The sequence below is a fragment of the Bacillus sp. FSL R5-0431 genome (assembly GCF_038002985.1).
In the GTDB taxonomy this organism is placed as follows: domain Bacteria; phylum Bacillota; class Bacilli; order Bacillales; family Bacillaceae; genus Bacillus.
This window is the reverse complement of record NZ_JBBOOG010000001.1, coordinates 733,844-750,247: the sequence shown is the minus strand read 5'-3', so window position 1 is coordinate 750,247 and position 16,404 is coordinate 733,844. Positions and strand designations below refer to the sequence as shown.

Here is a 16,404-nt window from a genome sequence, read left to right as displayed (position 1 = left end):
CGGCGCACAGGACTGACACCGAATGCGAGGGTTTGTCTACACGCTGAGGGCTAAAATAATTTTAGCCCTTTTTTATTTAATACCTAACGTCTTTTTAGATAGCAAGAACCGGTACACTGGGAGTTCATCGCCTACTTTTGAAGCAATAAACCCAGATGACATATAGCTGTCTTTTGATTCTGGTTCAAGGGCAAGTGACAATAAATTTGTTTGCGGCTGCGCCGTGATATATACCTTTGTCCCTTTTGGCAGCTGACGTTTCTTTTGGGTGAGTTCTGTTTCAAGCTGAATATCTGTTTTGCTCTTTTCGTCTCGTTTTGTTACTTGATAGGCTTGTACCGGTACTTTCACGCCGACAGGCAATGTGACACTTTTTAACCCTAAAGTTTTCAGCTTCCGTTCTACCCCTTCATGCCCAGGTAAAACGAGATAAGCTGTCGGTCGTTCTCTCGACATGACAGGAACAGCATCGCTCGCACTGTGAAAGCGTACAGGGATATTGATGGTCCGTCCTTTTTCAATATCCACCATTTCAAGCGAATCATCCATTGGCGCTTTGAAATCATCTTGAATGACCACTTGATCGTCATCATTTGATTGAAGTCCTTTTTTCACCAGCTTCAGTCGCTCCGTCACCATTTGCTGCTTCACCTGCTTAGCATGCTTCACCGTTGTTTCAATGATTTTTTCATGTGTGGTGACTTGTGCTGCGACGCGGCGGGTAAAATCCTCTCTTCCAATTCCAATCCCTCTGCTTTCTACAAGAAATGACAAAGCTGGCGAGAGCGCCAAGGCATTTCGGCCAATTCGTGCATCCGTTCCGCCTTCATAGAGATCGATCTTTCCATCCTTTCCTTTGTGCTTGTATAATATAAATCATTCGAAAATCCTTGATTTGTCAGCGTTTCACGGACGCCGCTCACATATAATTCATTTGACGTGAGCCGGATGCTTTCTGGAATATTCAAGTTCTTCCCTGATAATATCAGTAAATCGTGATATTTGAGGGCACCCGCTGAGCCGATATCATCAAACTGCTTTTGTCCCACATCGTATTCATGGGCATCAATGACTACTTCTGGTGCATACCGATTAAATTCTTGATGCAGGGCTGTGAGCTCTGGAGATTCTAATGTCATATGATCACGGTTTCCATCCGTTCCGTTTGCAAGCCTGCGGTCAAACGCATAAGAACCATCAGGATTGATTCTCGGGACAATGATCATATTCACATGATTGAGTATACGCTCTCCTTGTTCACCTGCTAATCGTTTTGCGATGACGAGAGCAGATTCACCGGAGGCTGGTTCATTTCCGTGTATTTGTGCTTGAAGCCAGATCGTTGGCTTTTTTGAAAGTGGAGAGATATGACGATCCTTTGTAAAGTAGAGAGCTGAAATGGACCGTCCTTCAATGGATGTTCCAATCTGTTTCTGCGTAGCGTAAGGACTTTTGCGGACAATATCACGTAAGAATTCTTGAAGCTCTTCTTGTGTTGTAAAGGCTTCTCCTTTTTTCTGAAAGGCAGGGGTGTCGAACGTCTCGTCAGGTTCAGGGTATAGCTTCTTCACTGAGGCCGGCTGTTCATAACTCTTTCCAAAATAAGGGGTATCTGCATGAGCTGAAGCTGGGCTCACCATCGACAAACTTCCTGCTATGAGGCATACAGCAGTAAAAAGAATCGTGCCTTTTCGTTTGGACATGCTATCCTCTCCCTTCGTTGATTTGCATTATAAAGAAAAAAACAGTAAAAGTGTCAGTATTTTTCAAAAATATATCTTTTGGAGGAACAGACATGTTTTTTGTATAGGGCAAATGAATCGAGCCTGCTCGGCAATATGACCTAAAAAAAGTGCCTGCTCAAGTAGCAGACACTCTTTTATTTACCAAATAGAGATGGCCCCAATGAGTATCGACATGACCGTCATGGCGACGACTGCAAGTACAGCCCATTTCATGCCAAACTTCTGATGCTGATCCAGTGATACCCCAACAAGTCCAACAAGTAAATGAGTGGATGGAACAAGTGGGCTTAGCATATGAATCGGCTGACCAATAATAGAAGCTCTCGCGATTTCGATTTTATCAACACCGTATGCTGCCGCTGTTTCTGATAGGATCGGCAGGACCCCATAAAAGTATGCATCATTCGGCATAAAGAACGTAAATATCCCGCTCGTTAACGCAACAATGACTGGAATGAGCCGCCAAGCTGCTCTGGAATAGCAGATACAATCGAAATCGCCATTTCATCGACCATTTTCGTCCCAGTTAAGATGCCTGTAAAAACCCCTGCCGCAAAAATCATGGAAGCAATGGCTAAGACGTTGGTTGAATGAGCCGCAATCCGTTCACGCTGCTGTTCAAGGTTCGGATAGTTCACGATAATCGCCACACAGAAAGCAAGAACAAATAGAACCGTTAAGCTGACTTTTCCTGAGACAAGAAGGAGCACCAATAACAACGTAAGCGTCAAGTTAAACCACCAAAGTTTCGGCCGCTTGATGTCATCCTGTAGTGCCGCTGCCATTTCATTTGCATGAATCGGCTGGTCGAGCTCAATGACACCAAGACGTTTTCTTTCAGACTTCCCAAGAAAGTATGCCACCACAATCATGCTCAAAACCCCTGCACCAATGACTGGAATCATCGGGCCAAATAAAAGTGAAGGATCAACGCCAAGTGCACTCGCCGCTCTAGGTGTGGCACCTCCCCATGGAATCGTATTCATAATCCCCATGCCAACTCCGGCAATCCCCGCTAAAATAATCGGACGGATGCCAAGCAGCGTAAATAACGGAAGCATCGCTGTTGTTGTAATCATGTACGTTGTTGTCCCGTCACCATCAAGTGCAACAAGCATGGTCAGGACAGCTGTTCCGACGACAATTTTTAATGGATCGCCTTTGACAATGTTTAAAATTTTCGCCACCATTGGATCAAATAAACCAGCATCAATCATAATGCCAAAGTACAAAATCGCAAACATAATCATGACCGCTGTCGGCGCGACTTGCTGCACACCTTTGACAATCATGTCTGAAATTTCAGTAAAATGAAAACCTGCAATAAGAGCAAATGCAATTGGTGTTAATACCAATGCCGTTAAAACAGACATACGTTTCGTCATAATTAAAACCATAAATACAACCATCATAAGAAATCCTAAGATTGCTAACACTTTGTTCACCCCTTATGTTGTATACGCTTTCATTAAATGTTGGTATCCCATTTCCAACCCTTTCTGTCATGATATCTGACGTTGAAATTGAAGTAAATATTATGAATTTTAATTCTTTTTCGGTCGATAAATGCTTTTTGTTCATTTTGTTCAAACTTTGATTTTGATGGATTCCATAAAAAAAGCGGTCTCACTCGACCGCTTGTTCTCCTTGGATAAACTGCTCATATCGCCTTAATTGCTCCTCCATAAAGATCTTTGACTCTTTGCTGTTCATATAACGACTTGTCCAGCCCTTTTGCTTTAATTGCTTTTTCCAGGACTTCGTTTGTGTCATTTTTTGAAGAAGCTGATCCCATTCACGAATATCATGCTGATTCATTTGCTTTGGGCCCATCACACCACGCCAATGAGAGAAGATGAGCGGGATGCCTTGCTCTTTCCAAGTCGGCACATCTTCAAATCCTGCTAAACGCTGATTCGTTGTGGTTGCCACAAGCTTTAGCCTCTTCTTTTCATAATCATGGCGAACCTCTGTAATCGTGGTCGTTGCTGCATCTACCTCATGGTCAATCAGCGCTTGAAATAAATCATCTGCACTGTCAAATTTCAAAAATTGGATGCGGTATGGATCAATTCCTGCCATTTCTGCCGCTCGTGCGAACGAGATTTGATCATCATTACCGAAGTCTGGGGCAAATCCAATTTTTAAGGAATCTGGTTTCTTCTTTAGTGTGTTTAATAGCTCCTTCCCATTTGAAAAGGGAGAATCCACTGGGACTGCGACGACCTGCCACTCTTCTGCCAAAATGGCGAGCGGTGTGACATCGTTCATTGTCATGTTACTGCTGCCAAGCAAATTACGGCTTAACAATAAGCTTGAATTCAAACTAACATAGTTGGTATCTCGCTCCATCATATATGTCCATCCTTTATCCACCGTTCCGCCTCTTTGATAAAGGATATTCACCGGCCGCTTCACCAGCTTTTCTTTCTCGAGCACTGATTTCATCACTTGAGCTGTTTGGTCAAAGCCGCCGTCAGGGACACCAGACACCACAATATATAATGGGCTGTGCTGCAGGAAAGAGTCGCCTCCCTTTTTTTCATTAAAGGTGAGCGTCATACAAAGACAGATCATAATGACAAGGCATATTCCTTTTTTCATCTTTTATGACTCCGCTTGCTTTATGGCAGGATAATATTTCCGTTCTGGTCTGCCAATGATTCCGTACGCAAGCTCTGCCCGGCATTCTCCTGTTGTCACGAGATACTCGACGTACCGTCTCGCTGTTGTGCGTGAAGCCCCCATCTTTTCTCCGAGTTCTTCGGCTGTAATCCCATTATTCTCTGATGCCATCAATGTTTTCACCTTGTCCAAAGTCAGCGAATTGATCCCTGTAGGCAGGTCCCTGCCATCCTTTTCTTTTGGCTCTTCTTGCATCTGTCCAAAAAACAAATCAATCATCGTTTGATTGACTTCATCCTTAGAATTGATGATGTCTTTCTTCTCTTTATATTCGGTTAAAACTTGCGCAAACTTTGTGCGGTCACTGGTTTGATTAAATAATGAACCACTCCGTAATGAAGTGCATCTCTTAAAAGTGTCGTTTCCGTTGCAGCCGTGATAATAATTACATCTATTTCTGGATAGTGTTCTCTTAAAAGCGGCAACAGGTTTGTACCGAGCTCATCGGGCATATATACATCAAGCAAGATGAGGTCGACTTGTTCCTTTTGGAGCGCCTCCCACATATCTATTGCACTCTTTGCCTTTCCGGCGACTTGAAATCCTTCTATTTGTTGTATATAAGATTCATGAATGGCTGCGATTCGAAAATCATCCTCCGCAATGAGTACCTTCATCACCATTATTCCCCCTTTGTGCCTTTCGGTATGTATGCAGTGAAGATGGCACCGCCTTCTTTTTGGTTCGTCACTTCAATCCAGCCCCCAAGTTCGTCCAATACTTCTTTCACATTCGCTAGCCCGTAGCCTCGTCCTTCCCCCTTTGACGAATGGCCTCTTGTGAAAATATGTGAAAGTTCTTCCTCGTTTACTCCATCACCTGAATCAGATACTTCTATGATAATATCAAACCCAATATCTGTAATGAACAGGCTTACCTCGCGCCTCTCCTTATTTAGTACGGCCTCAAAGGCGTTATCTACAAGATTACCAATGATAGTAATAAAGTGAGATAGACTTAAATGTGTTGGAAGCGGCTCCAATGAACTATTTTCATCGATGTGGAAATGAACCTTCTTCTCAGATGCTTTCCCTAACTTGCCGAGTAAGATGGCTTGTATTTTAGGAGATCGAATTTGCTTCATGAGTAAATCGTGCTGACGGTTTTGCAGCGTATATTCTTCCTTTATTAAGTCGATGGCCTCATCCACTTGCTTCAGCTCAAGCAAACCTAAAATGGCGTACAGCTTATTTGAGAATTCATGCGTTTGTGCCCTCAGGTCTTCTGAATATTGGCTGACCTCTGTTAATGTATCCAGCAGCTTCGTCAGCTCTGTTTTCTCTCGGAAGCTCACAATTCCCCCAAAAACTCGATTGTCCCACCACTTTTTTCACATTTAAGACATAGGTTTTATCATTGACGACGGTTTCGATGTTCGGTTCAATCGTTTCTGCCTTTAAATAGAAAAGGAGATTGGCTTTTGGCAAGACTTGGTCAATATGAAGCGGCAGCTCGGATGAAACGCGCAGCATGTGTTTAGCAGATGTATTCATCATCGTTATCGCGCCTTTGCGGTCAAATGCAATAATCCCTTCTTTTATAGCAAGCAGCATCGCTTCTCTTTCTCGAAATAATGAAGCAATTTCGTGCGGTTCAAGCCCTAATGTATCTTTGCGAATACTTCTTGTTAAAAAAATCGCTCCGAATATACCATAGGCAAGAGCACAAAAAGGGCAATATAGCTAAGCTTGATTAGTTGATGGGCTGTCGCTTGATCAATTTCCTTTTTTAAAAATTCGACGGTGACTGTGCCAATAATTTCTTCATGCTTGCCTGTTTCTTTCATAATCGGGGCACTGCCTCTGACAACGGTTTCACCATTAGAATCACCCGTTGATATGGAGGTCCCCCCAAATAGCAGGGTACTTCTTCCTCTAAATACACTGATGGTTTTTCCTACATTCTCATGATTCGTATGAAAAAGGACCTTCCCTTTTTGATTGGTAATGAAGATGGCATGTGCTCTGACTTGATCCTTCATTTGCTCAAGCACTGCCTGTTCTTCATACTCAGACACTGATGAGGTGCCCACCGATGTTTTAATGGGCGGCATATATGAGATTGTTCTAGCGGTTTGCACCGCCAGCTGTTCAGCTTGCCGTTGCCTTTCTGATGTCTGCAGAAAACCAAAACAAATGGTCAATAACGCAATGACAACAAGCAAAAGCCCGATAATTAACCCCAAAATTTTCGTTTGTAAAGTGACTTTCCTTTTGCCCATCCTCACCGCTACAACCCCTAATTCAAGTAGATTCATCGACTAGACTCTAAGAAAATCATATCATTTTTTCTTACGAAGTTAAGAGAAAATTCATTCAAACAAAAAAGGACGACTCAAATCGAGTCATCCCTGTTTCAATTACGTGATAGATAAGCCTGCACTCGCATAGCCTGCTACAGTGTTAATTAAAGATAAGCCTGTTGCAGTCGCAGAGAAAACAACCAGTAATCTTGTTTCTGCTGTAACTGGCACATTCAGGCCGGTAGCGATTCCGTTTGAAATAGCACCAATAGTTAAAATCCCCGTTAATGGTGGTGCCAACGTGACACTCGCTACTTGAGTGAAGCTGTTATCTGGTGTCGGTGAAGCAAATAAGCTAGCTGTCACTGTAATACTCGTGCCGACTAAAGCCAATGCTGCCGTAGTACTAAAGTATCCGGCAAATGAAGTAATAGTGCCATCCCTTGGTACAGAGAATGCCATATTTAAAAGAGTACCTGCTGCTCCTGTTAAGTCGATGATACCACCTAGTATGCTAACGCCTGTTGCAGAGCTACCAAAGCCGACCAAACTAGAAGTTCCGACAAGACCCCCTGCAATTGTAGTCAAGACAGCAGGGGTACCTGATGCAAATGGAATAATCGCACTCGATCCAGTTGCTCCGGTTGCTCCGGTAACTCCGGTGGCGCCGGTATCTCCTGTTGCTCCCGTTACTCCGGTCGCTCCTGTGACTCCGGTGGCGCCGGTATCTCCTGTTGCTCCCGTTACTCCGGTGGCCCCTGTGACTCCGGTGGCGCCGGTATCTCCTGTTGCTCCCGTTACTCCGGTGGCCCCTGTGACTCCGGTGGCGCCGGTATCTCCTGTTGCTCCCGTTACTCCAGTCGCTCCTGTGACTCCGGTGGCGCCGGTATCTCCTGTTGCTCCCGTTACTCCGGTGGCCCCGATATCTCCTGTTGCTCCCGTTACTCCGGTGACTCCGGTGGCCCCGATATCTCCTGTTGCTCCCGTTACTCCGGTGGCCCCTGTGACTCCGGTGGCGCCGGTATCTCCTGTTGCTCCCGTTACTCCAGTCGCTCCTGTGACTCCGGTGGCGCCGGTATCTCCTGTTGCTCCCGTTACTCCGGTGGCCCCGATATCTCCTGTTGCTCCCGTTACTCCGGTGGCTCCTGTGACTCCGGTCGCTCCGGTATCTCCTGTTGCTCCCGTTACTCCGGTGGCCCCAATATCTCCTGTTGCTCCCGTTACTCCAGTCGCTCCGGTCGCTCCGGTGGCCCCGATATCTCCTGTTGCTCCTGTGGCTCCCGTATCACCTGTCGCTCCTGTACCTGTTGCTCCTGTGATCCCAGTTGCACCGGTAACTCCAGTCGCACCTGTATCTCCTGTTGCACCGGTTGCTCCTGTACCTGTTGCTCCTGTGGCTCCTGTGATCCCGGTTGCTCCGGTAACTCCAGTCGCACCTGTATCTCCTGTTGCACCGGTTGCTCCGGTAACTCCAGTCGCACCTGTATCTCCTGTTGCACCGGTTGCTCCGGTAACTCCAGTCGCACCTGTATCTCCTGTCGCACCGGTCGCTCCTGTACCTGTGGCTCCTGTGGCTCCTGTGATTCCGGTTGCTCCGGTAACTCCAGTCGCACCTGTATCTCCTGTCGCACCGGTCGCTCCTGTACCTGTGGCTCCTGTGGCTCCTGTGATTCCGGTTGCTCCGGTAACTCCAGTCGCACCTGTATCACCTGTCGCACCGGTCGCTCCTGTACCTGTGGCTCCTGTGGCTCCTGTGATCCCAGTTGCACCGGTAACTCCAGTCGCACCTGTATCTCCTGTTGCACCGGTTGCTCCTGTACCTGTTGCTCCTGTGGCTCCTGTGATCCCGGTTGCTCCGGTAACTCCAGTCGCACCTGTATCTCCTGTTGCACCGGTTGCTCCTGTACCTGTTGCTCCTGTGGCTCCTGTGATTCCGGTTGCTCCGGTAACTCCAGTCGCACCTGTATCTCCTGTCGCACCGGTGGCTCCTGTACCTGTGGCTCCTGTGGCTCCTGTGATTCCGGTTGCTCCGGTAACTCCAGTCGCACCTGTATCTCCTGTCGCACCGGTCGCTCCTGTACCTGTGGCTCCGGTTGCACCCGTTTCACCAGCAGCTGCTAACAATGTATAATCTGGTGACGTACCTGGCGTACCTGTTGGCGGCGCTGAATTCACCACATACGTACTTCCATCGAATGTCACGACTTGACCTACTGGATAGGTTGGGGCTACCGCTGGATCAAATGCCACAATGCCCGTTAAGCCTACACCAGTGGCTCCAGTTGCTCCTGCCGGGCCTGCTGGGCCTGCTGGACCCGCTGGACCCGCTGCACCTGCTGGACCTGCTGGACCTCTTCTTCCTCTCCCGCCTGGCGGACCTTGAATCACACAAACACAAGGATCTTTTCCGCAGCAAGGATTTTTCACTGGTTTCCCTGGCTTTCCTGATATCCCTTTCTTACAACTATCACATTCCCAGCCAGCATCCTTATACGCATCATACCAGCTTCCTTTTTGGTAGTGGTCTGTCGAATGAGTTGGATATGTCTTTCCGCATTGTCTACATCTTCTCATGGAATCACCCCCCATCCATCGTATTCATCATTCCTTGGAAAGGTGTATGTACACTTTTATTTTTATCAAGAAGTATTGAAAAGACCTTGCGCTCGATGCACAAGGTCTTATATTTATTGAAATTTCATTGTCATTTTGATATCTTTTCCTACCATACTATACTCAATATCTGCTGGACGGATCGCTTCTTTTAGTTTTTTCACCCCTTCTCCTTCAAAAAAAGTAGGTGCATGTTTTCCACCGATTAATAAAGGCGCCATGTAAATGACGGCTTCATTGACTAGTGATGCTTCTAAAAAGGACGCACTCACATTTCCTCCTGCTTCAACGAGAACTGACATGACAGAACGTTCCTTCAGCATTCGTAACACGTCATGAATATTTGTCCGCTGCTCTCCGCTTGTGACATAGACTTGATGCCCTTTATCTACCAGCTGTTCATACTTTTTCTGATCATACATGTGCGAGGTGCAAATAATGGTTTCCGCCATATGATCTGTTAAACATTTCGCATGAAGCGGAATCCTTAATGTGGAATCTAAAATGACACGAATGGGCTGGGTCGCCATTGAATCTTTCACAATAAGACCTGCATCATCTTGAATAATCGTTTCGACGCCTGTTATCACAGCATCGGCTTCTTGACGCAATTGCTGCACTTCTTTCCTCGCTTCTGTTCCTGTGATCCATTTGCTTTCAAGATGAGATGTTGCAATTTTCCCGTCTAACGAAATGGCTGATTTTAATATGACGTAAGGAAGGTCTGATTGAATGAAATGAAAAAAAGGCACATTTAAGCCGTCCGCCTCCTGTTTACATATTCCTTCATCTACTTCGATCCCTGCTTGTTTCAACATGGTAACCCCCTTACCTGCGACAAGCGGATTTGGGTCTTGCGTCGCAATGACTACACGTTTCACACCACTTTTGATAATGGCTTCCGTGCAAGGACCCGTTTTCCCATGATGCGAACAAGGTTCAAGCGTCACATACATGTCAGCTCCCTTTGCCTTTTCCCCTGCCATTTGCAGCGCATGAATTTCAGCATGAGGTTCGCCCGCCTTCATGTGAGCACCAATCCCAACAATCTCACCTTGCTGTACAATGACTGCACCGACAAGCGGGTTTGGGGAGGTTTGCCCTTTCATTGCCTTTGCGTTGGCAATCGCCAGCTTCATATAAAAAACATCGTCTTTCATGTGAGTCTCCTTTCTTCTCTTTCAAGGGAAAGAACTCCTTCAGGAAATGAAGGAGTTCTATTCTCATGTGCTATATTTTTTCCATCCGTTTCTTTTCAGATCGATCATAGTAAGGCAAGGAATAAAAAAGTTTATATGATGCTCGTTGTTTACAAAAACAGCATTTGCGTAATTCATATTTATTAATGAGGAGCACATGCGGACAATTGAGTACAGTCAGGCCTTTTTTCATATGTTCCTTGCAAACACTTATCATGAGAATCCCCCGCTTACATTCTTTTTCTTAATGAGAGATTACTTCTTTCGGAAATTGTTCAAATAAGCGCAGTACTTCAGTATGTGTGCCATCTTCTCGAATATGATAAATCCCGCCGTCATATGAGCTTGCGTATACATCATTGCCTAATTGTCTGATGGCACTAATCCCATTCTTGGCAATTCTAATTGGGCCGGTATTGAACTCCAGCTCTGGATTCCACACAACGATATAGCCCCAATAATCTCCGCTCACAATATAGCCAGAGTCTGTGACAGAGACAGATTTAATAGAATACTGGTGTTCATTATGCTGGTCTAAAATTCTTCCTGTATGCAAATCAAACAATCTCACATTCTTGTCACGGCTGACAATGGCAATACGATCTCTTTTACTATCAATGAATACATCATTTAACAGCTCTGTCGCTCCGATATATTTCGCTTTTAAAGACAAGCTCTTCTTATCTAAAAGACAGATGGTTCCTTCTACCGCGGCTGTGATGATATGATCTCCTTCTACTTTTAATGCTTTAACAGCACAATCGTGTGCTTTGGAACGGCCAATTTCCTTTAAATGTTCTGTCGAAATGACATGTACATAACCGCCGTAAGTTCCAATATAGAATTGCCGATCCTCCTCGTGGAAATACACACTGTTGACCGGCCCTGTGTTGAGATCAAACGAAACCATTTGCTGTAATGATTCATGAACAATATGCACCTGACTTGCATGATCTCCCCACGCATAATAGCTTCCATCTCGTGCGACAGCCACTCCATTTGTTAAAACGCCTGTCGATTTAGCGATTTCAATCCCGTTCTTTCTGAATTTTCCGTCATCTGATGCTGTGATGATATCTCCCGCATCAGTCAGCGCAATATCATTAATAGAGGGTGTCGCCATTTCGATCTCATCTGATACAACTTTTCCCTTTTCAATAGACCATTCACAATACGTTTTTCCAAAGCTGGCTCCTAGGATCGATTTCTCATCCTCCGTCCAGACAAGCGAGCGCTCCCACTGATATTTATGAGGCAGCAACGTATCGACTAAATCCCCTGTTTCATAATTCCACAGCTTAATTAAATGGTCATAGCCTGCTGTCAGCAAGTAATTGCCGCTTGGAGAAAAGTTCACCCGCTTGACGCCCTGTAAATGGGCTTTAATGATTTTTTTCTCCTGTAAAGTAACCGCATCATAAATAATGACGGTGCCATCGTCTCTGCCAAGTGCGAACACTTCTTTTTGATTGCTGCCGCTGATTGTGTCCAGCTCATAATCAAACGGACCAATTTCCCCTACAATTTCTCCTGTATCATACAGCCATACAAGAACGTAGCCATCATCACCTGTTGTATAAGCTTTATCGCCATGTATCCATACAGCTAATACATCTTTGCTATGTCCATGGAATTCTCTTAAAATAGCTCCTGTTTCGATATCCCACACTAAGCACCTTCTATCTCTAGACACCGATACTAGTAAGGTATCCTGTTTGGCAAAGGCGACGGCTTCTACATCATCCGCATGACCAAACAGGGTGCGAATTCGAGTATGAGTGCCTGTATCATACAATTGAATGGTGTAGTCTGACGATGCACTCGCTAAATACTTTCCGTTTTCAGAAAGAGATAAAGAGTTAATGATATGCTCGTGACTTCCAATAAACGTTCCTTCTCCTGTTGCCCGGTTCCACTTATAAATACAACGGTCATAGCCGCCAGTGTAAACAATTTGGTCCTGCTGAGTTGATAAAACAGATGTAATCGGTCCTCTATGCATGATTTTACACTCCCACCTTTATATGTTGTTTTTGACGAGTCACTACACGAAAGCCAGTAAATCGAAAAACGGGATCTGGATGCTTCCCGTGTCTTCTGGCGACTCTGCATAAATCTCCGCCTCTTGCAAAGGAGCCGCCTTTTAAAATGTAGTAATCACTGCCAAGCGTCTCCGTTAAATCATCTACGACCTCGATGCCGCCTTCGTATACATGATATTTGGTGTTGACCCATTCCTCGACGTTGCCCCCCATATCATAAAGACCAAATAAGGATCTGCCCTTTTTGTATTGACGGACAGGCGTCGTTTTTTCAATATTTGATTCGAACGTATTACATAAAGAAGGATCAAACTCATCTCCCCACGGGTATTGATTTCTCGTATTTCCTCGGGCAGCATATTCCCATTCTTCTTCAGTAGGAATCGACACGTCTATCCCAAGTTTCCCGCTCAGCCACTGGCAGAACGAGAAGGCTTCCTCGATATCCATGCCCCAAGCCGGATGATCTTTCCCGCCACCAAGCTCTTGATTCGTTAAGCTCTCCGGGTACGCCTGGCCTGTTTCATCACAGTAGCTTTGATACCATTCATTGGTGACGACCGTATCTGAAATAAAAAATTCATTGATATACGGCTGATAGGATGGAAATTCTTTGTACAGCCATTTTTGAAATTTTTTCTCACGGCCGTAGGTTGGATTGAGAAGCTTGTCCTTCCAGAATTCTGATGCCTTTTTCATATCTTCTTCATTACTTCCAATCGTTGCATAGCCGCTTGGGATTTGAATCCAATTGATTTCAGGTTTCACGCTTTTCTCCCGCCTTCTTTAAAGTAAACTCATCTACTGATTAATTAATTTTTTCTCATCGACCATATGCCCTGAGGCTGCTTTTGCCTTTAAATAGGCTTCATTATAGAGTGAGGCTTCGACCGTATGATCAAACCGCAAAACAGGAAGACCGTAGGCAGCAATGGAATCGACTTTATCTGGATTGTTCGTTAGGAGGTGCATTGGTTTCCCTTTGTTTAAATAGTGCAGAACAGCCGCTGCCTCCTCGTAATGCCGGTCATCATCTCCGCAGCCAATCAGACGGTTGGCTTCAAAGGTATCCAGCTTCATTTCCTGTAATTTATACGTCAATGCTTTCGCCATCAGCCCAATTGACCGCCCTTCTTGATTGGCCATATATACGAGCATGCCTTTTCCGTAATCGGTGATTTTCTTCAGCGATAACGCAAGCTGTGGACCGCAGTCACATTTCAGTGACCCAAACACATCCCCTGTTTGGCAGACACTATGAATTCGCACTAGCGGCGGCACCTCATTTTCAAAGTCGCCAAATAAGAGACAAGAGGAAAAGGTTTGCTGCGCGGTACTCATTTGGACAATAGATTCGATCGTTGGTTTTGTCTCCCCTTCAACAGGTGCGAAGGCATACCATTTAAATGGCACTTCTTCATGTTGAATGGAGATCGGCAGGTTCACTGGCCCCACGAGCAAATAGTTTTTTTCTTGAAAGGTAAAATGATGAATCATTGATTGTAATTCATCTACAAACTTGTTCATTTGTCTCCCCCCTATTCATCGCTGCACCCAAATCGACTCTCATAGCGCAGTGATGGAGTGATGAATATGTGTCCGCACTCCCTTACTTAACTTGTGTGCTCCTATTTCAAGCGGCACTCATGCCTAAAAAGAAGAATATAGATGTGCGATGCCTCTCATCGTTCAGACCCTGATTTTCGCAAAAATGTTTCCGTTCCACCTCTTCTAGCAATGTTTCAATCTAGGTCTTGTCCAGTACAAAGGAGCAGAAATCTTGGTTCATACGATGTTAACGCCTTTCGATTCTTACATGATGCATGCTCTTTATTAGAATGAACCCCTCTGCTAGCTTTGAGTGATCACCTTTGTACTAGATTTTGACGGCAATGACATGATGCTGGCTAATGCCGGCCTTTGCTTTTAATGGTGTAATCGATACAAGCTCCAGACCTGATGAACAAATTCTTTCTCCAAGCTGAGAGTCTGAAAATGAAAAGTGGAAACGGCCATCTTCTCCGATTAACCCTGTTCTCCACTCTTCTCCCCATACAACAAGTGAGAAGACGCCGTCTTCATGAAGCAATGAGGAGACCTGTTTTAAATAACGCTCATGATCATCAGGATGCTGGTGATGAAAGCAGCCATGATCTAAAATTAAATCAAACTGCATCCCGCGTCCCTGATCCATCGACCAGGACATAAAATCTTGATGAACAAAATGGACAGGAACCGTTTCTCTTTTCTGTAATCCTTCCCACTCCTCATGCTCATACAGGTCGATACCGACATATGCAGAAAGCCCCCTTAAATGTTCAAGTGCCCGGCCGTTCCCGCACCCGATATCGAGCACAGAAGCAAGTGCATTCTTTTCCCGTGAATGCCATGCCTTTAATGACATCACGGCTGCATCTGTTAAGGATGGATCAGTAGACCACATATCTGTTCTTTTCTCATAATGTTCTTGAAATGCCATACGCATTTTTTCTAGATACAACCCACTGTCTTCATGGTATAAAGCTTTTTTCATCACAGGACCTCCTTCTATTCAAAATCGGCTTTTCGGGCAAAGGTCATTTTCAAGCCAAAAACCTTATGTTAAAATGAAAGATGGATTTTTTAGGAAAATCTGTTTTCTGAAAAAGGAGAGTAGCATCCCACATGTTCACTCTTCTTTTTCAGCATGCATCCTCATATGCAGCCATTTGAGAGCTGCAGCGCCTCAGCTTATTGTCTCTTTTTTTCATATGAGTTCACCTCCTTCACCGTTCGATCAACTCACAGTCTTTCTTGAAAACGCTTTCTCTTCTGTACAGGAGTACGACGTCTTTTAAATATCTCTTGCAAAGTGATCATAGTAGAAAGATCATCTACTGTTTAAATCGGCTATCATTTCTTCTTCATGTAAAAAACCATTTTCTCGTGTTTAGTAGTAATTTTCCGAGTGCTTTTACCTTGGTTTTATGCCACCACCTATCACTAGAATGTGCTTCGAATAAACCCATCAGAAATTTAACAACTACTTCCATAATGACTGGATTAAGCCAAATATATTGTTTTTAGATTATTTTGTCAACAAATTATTTCCTAAACATTAAAATGAATTTTCTAATTGAAAATACAGGTATTTTTCGTGGTTTTTTGACCTCAAAACACTTATTTCTACACAAAAATACAACATAAACCAATAGAACTAAGAAATTTATCTACTAAATTACACAAGATTTTTATTTCATTTTGAAACAAAATTGAAAGATACAATGATTATTTCCCGAATGGATTTTTGTGATATTTTGACTATTTTTTTCTCATTTCCGATCATTTTCTTTGGTATATCTGCATTTTCAATTAGGTGATTTACTGTTTATTCCAATCTGCTGTTTTTTCTTATTATAGTAAAAAAGATGTATCCTCTCCTTCAGAGATGATGGCATGAAAAAAAGCCCCTTACGAAAGTAAGAGGCTTTTTTCAGTTGGCGTTTATGCCCAAGTTTTCACTTTTTCATGGTCTGTCACAAAGAGAAGGACTTTTCCTTCGTCTAAATGTTCTTCAAATTTCTCAGCTTCTTCTTTAGAGAAACCAATTTCATGGATTTTATTTCGGAGTTCATCGCCCTTTTTACTAAAGATGTTCCCAACAGCATGTTTAAGTCCAACTTCTCTTTGACCTATCGTATTAGCATCTGCATTTCCAGCAATACGCTCTGTACGATCATCGTCATGGGACAGAACATAAATGTCCTCTCTTGCAACACCGAGTGCTTTTAATTGCTCTACATCTCTTTGAAGTGTCTCATCATTTGAATACTCTCTTACAACAGGTTTCATTTTATATTCCTCCTTTAGCGTCTTACGAATCTTTTACCCGTCACTTT

The 16,404-nt window shown here is 44.2% G+C and carries 8 protein-coding genes and 4 pseudogenes; all 12 read right to left on the bottom strand.

The window, feature by feature from the left end; all coding sequences use genetic code 11:
* Positions 1 to 72 precede the first annotated feature (72 nt).
* Positions 73 to 1,703: pseudogene (locus MKZ03_RS03565) on the bottom strand (M14 family metallopeptidase).
* A 180-nt stretch (positions 1,704 to 1,883) separates the two neighbouring features.
* Positions 1,884 to 3,181, bottom strand: a pseudogene (locus tag MKZ03_RS03560) (citrate:proton symporter).
* 190 nt (positions 3,182 to 3,371) lie between these two features.
* Positions 3,372 to 4,349: a tripartite tricarboxylate transporter substrate-binding protein gene (locus tag MKZ03_RS03555; protein ID WP_106038420.1), complete on the bottom strand. Its 978-nt coding sequence runs from the start codon at positions 4,347 to 4,349 to the stop codon at positions 3,372 to 3,374.
* Between the two features lie 3 nt (positions 4,350 to 4,352).
* A pseudogene (locus MKZ03_RS03550) lies at positions 4,353 to 5,050 on the bottom strand (response regulator).
* Between the two features lie 2 nt (positions 5,051 to 5,052).
* Positions 5,053 to 6,651: pseudogene (locus tag MKZ03_RS03545) on the bottom strand (ATP-binding protein).
* 138 nt (positions 6,652 to 6,789) lie between these two features.
* Positions 6,790 to 9,246: an exosporium glycoprotein BclB-related protein gene (locus MKZ03_RS03540; RefSeq protein WP_341030955.1), complete on the bottom strand. Its 2,457-nt coding sequence runs from the start codon at positions 9,244 to 9,246 to the stop codon at positions 6,790 to 6,792.
* 113 nt (positions 9,247 to 9,359) lie between these two features.
* Entirely contained in the window at positions 9,360 to 10,445 is a 1,086-nt protein-coding gene (gene ribD, locus MKZ03_RS03535) for a bifunctional diaminohydroxyphosphoribosylaminopyrimidine deaminase/5-amino-6-(5-phosphoribosylamino)uracil reductase RibD (protein ID WP_307499277.1), read from the bottom strand.
* A 283-nt stretch (positions 10,446 to 10,728) separates the two neighbouring features.
* Complete coding sequence (locus MKZ03_RS03530) at positions 10,729 to 12,486, bottom strand: WD40 repeat domain-containing protein (RefSeq protein WP_095285986.1); 1,758 nt, start codon at positions 12,484 to 12,486, stop codon at positions 10,729 to 10,731.
* Positions 12,487 to 12,490: 4 nt separating this feature from the next.
* Positions 12,491 to 13,294 (bottom strand): formylglycine-generating enzyme family protein, encoded by an 804-nt coding sequence (locus MKZ03_RS03525; RefSeq protein ID WP_034664515.1) that lies wholly within the window; start codon positions 13,292 to 13,294, stop codon positions 12,491 to 12,493.
* Between the two features lie 33 nt (positions 13,295 to 13,327).
* Positions 13,328 to 14,053, bottom strand: a complete 726-nt coding sequence (locus MKZ03_RS03520) for a GTP cyclohydrolase II (RefSeq protein ID WP_034664517.1) — start codon at positions 14,051 to 14,053, stop codon at positions 13,328 to 13,330.
* 349 nt (positions 14,054 to 14,402) lie between these two features.
* Positions 14,403 to 15,059 carry a class I SAM-dependent methyltransferase gene (locus MKZ03_RS03515; protein WP_341030951.1) on the bottom strand — a complete coding sequence of 219 codons (657 nt, stop codon included), beginning with the start codon at positions 15,057 to 15,059 and terminating at the stop codon, positions 14,403 to 14,405.
* Between the two features lie 950 nt (positions 15,060 to 16,009).
* Entirely contained in the window at positions 16,010 to 16,357 is a 348-nt protein-coding gene (locus tag MKZ03_RS03510) for a general stress protein (RefSeq protein WP_060595744.1), read from the bottom strand.
* Positions 16,358 to 16,404: the final 47 nt, after the last annotated feature.

Bases quoted from the DNA above. Each gene is read 5' to 3' on its own strand.
- MKZ03_RS03510 (WP_060595744.1), bottom strand. From the start codon at position 16,357: ATGAAACCTGTTGTAAGAGAGTATTCAAATGATGAGACACTTCAAAGA.
- MKZ03_RS03540 (WP_341030955.1), bottom strand. From the start codon at position 9,246: ATGAGAAGATGTAGACAATGCGGAAAGACATATCCAACTCATTCGACA.
- MKZ03_RS03515 (WP_341030951.1), bottom strand. From the start codon at position 15,059: ATGAAAAAAGCTTTATACCATGAAGACAGTGGGTTGTATCTAGAAAAA.
- MKZ03_RS03555 (WP_106038420.1), bottom strand. From the start codon at position 4,349: ATGAAAAAAGGAATATGCCTTGTCATTATGATCTGTCTTTGTATGACG.
- ribD (WP_307499277.1), bottom strand. From the start codon at position 10,445: ATGAAAGACGATGTTTTTTATATGAAGCTGGCGATTGCCAACGCAAAG.
- MKZ03_RS03530 (WP_095285986.1), bottom strand. From the start codon at position 12,486: ATGCATAGAGGACCGATTACATCTGTTTTATCAACTCAGCAGGACCAA.
- MKZ03_RS03520 (WP_034664517.1), bottom strand. From the start codon at position 14,053: ATGAACAAGTTTGTAGATGAATTACAATCAATGATTCATCATTTTACC.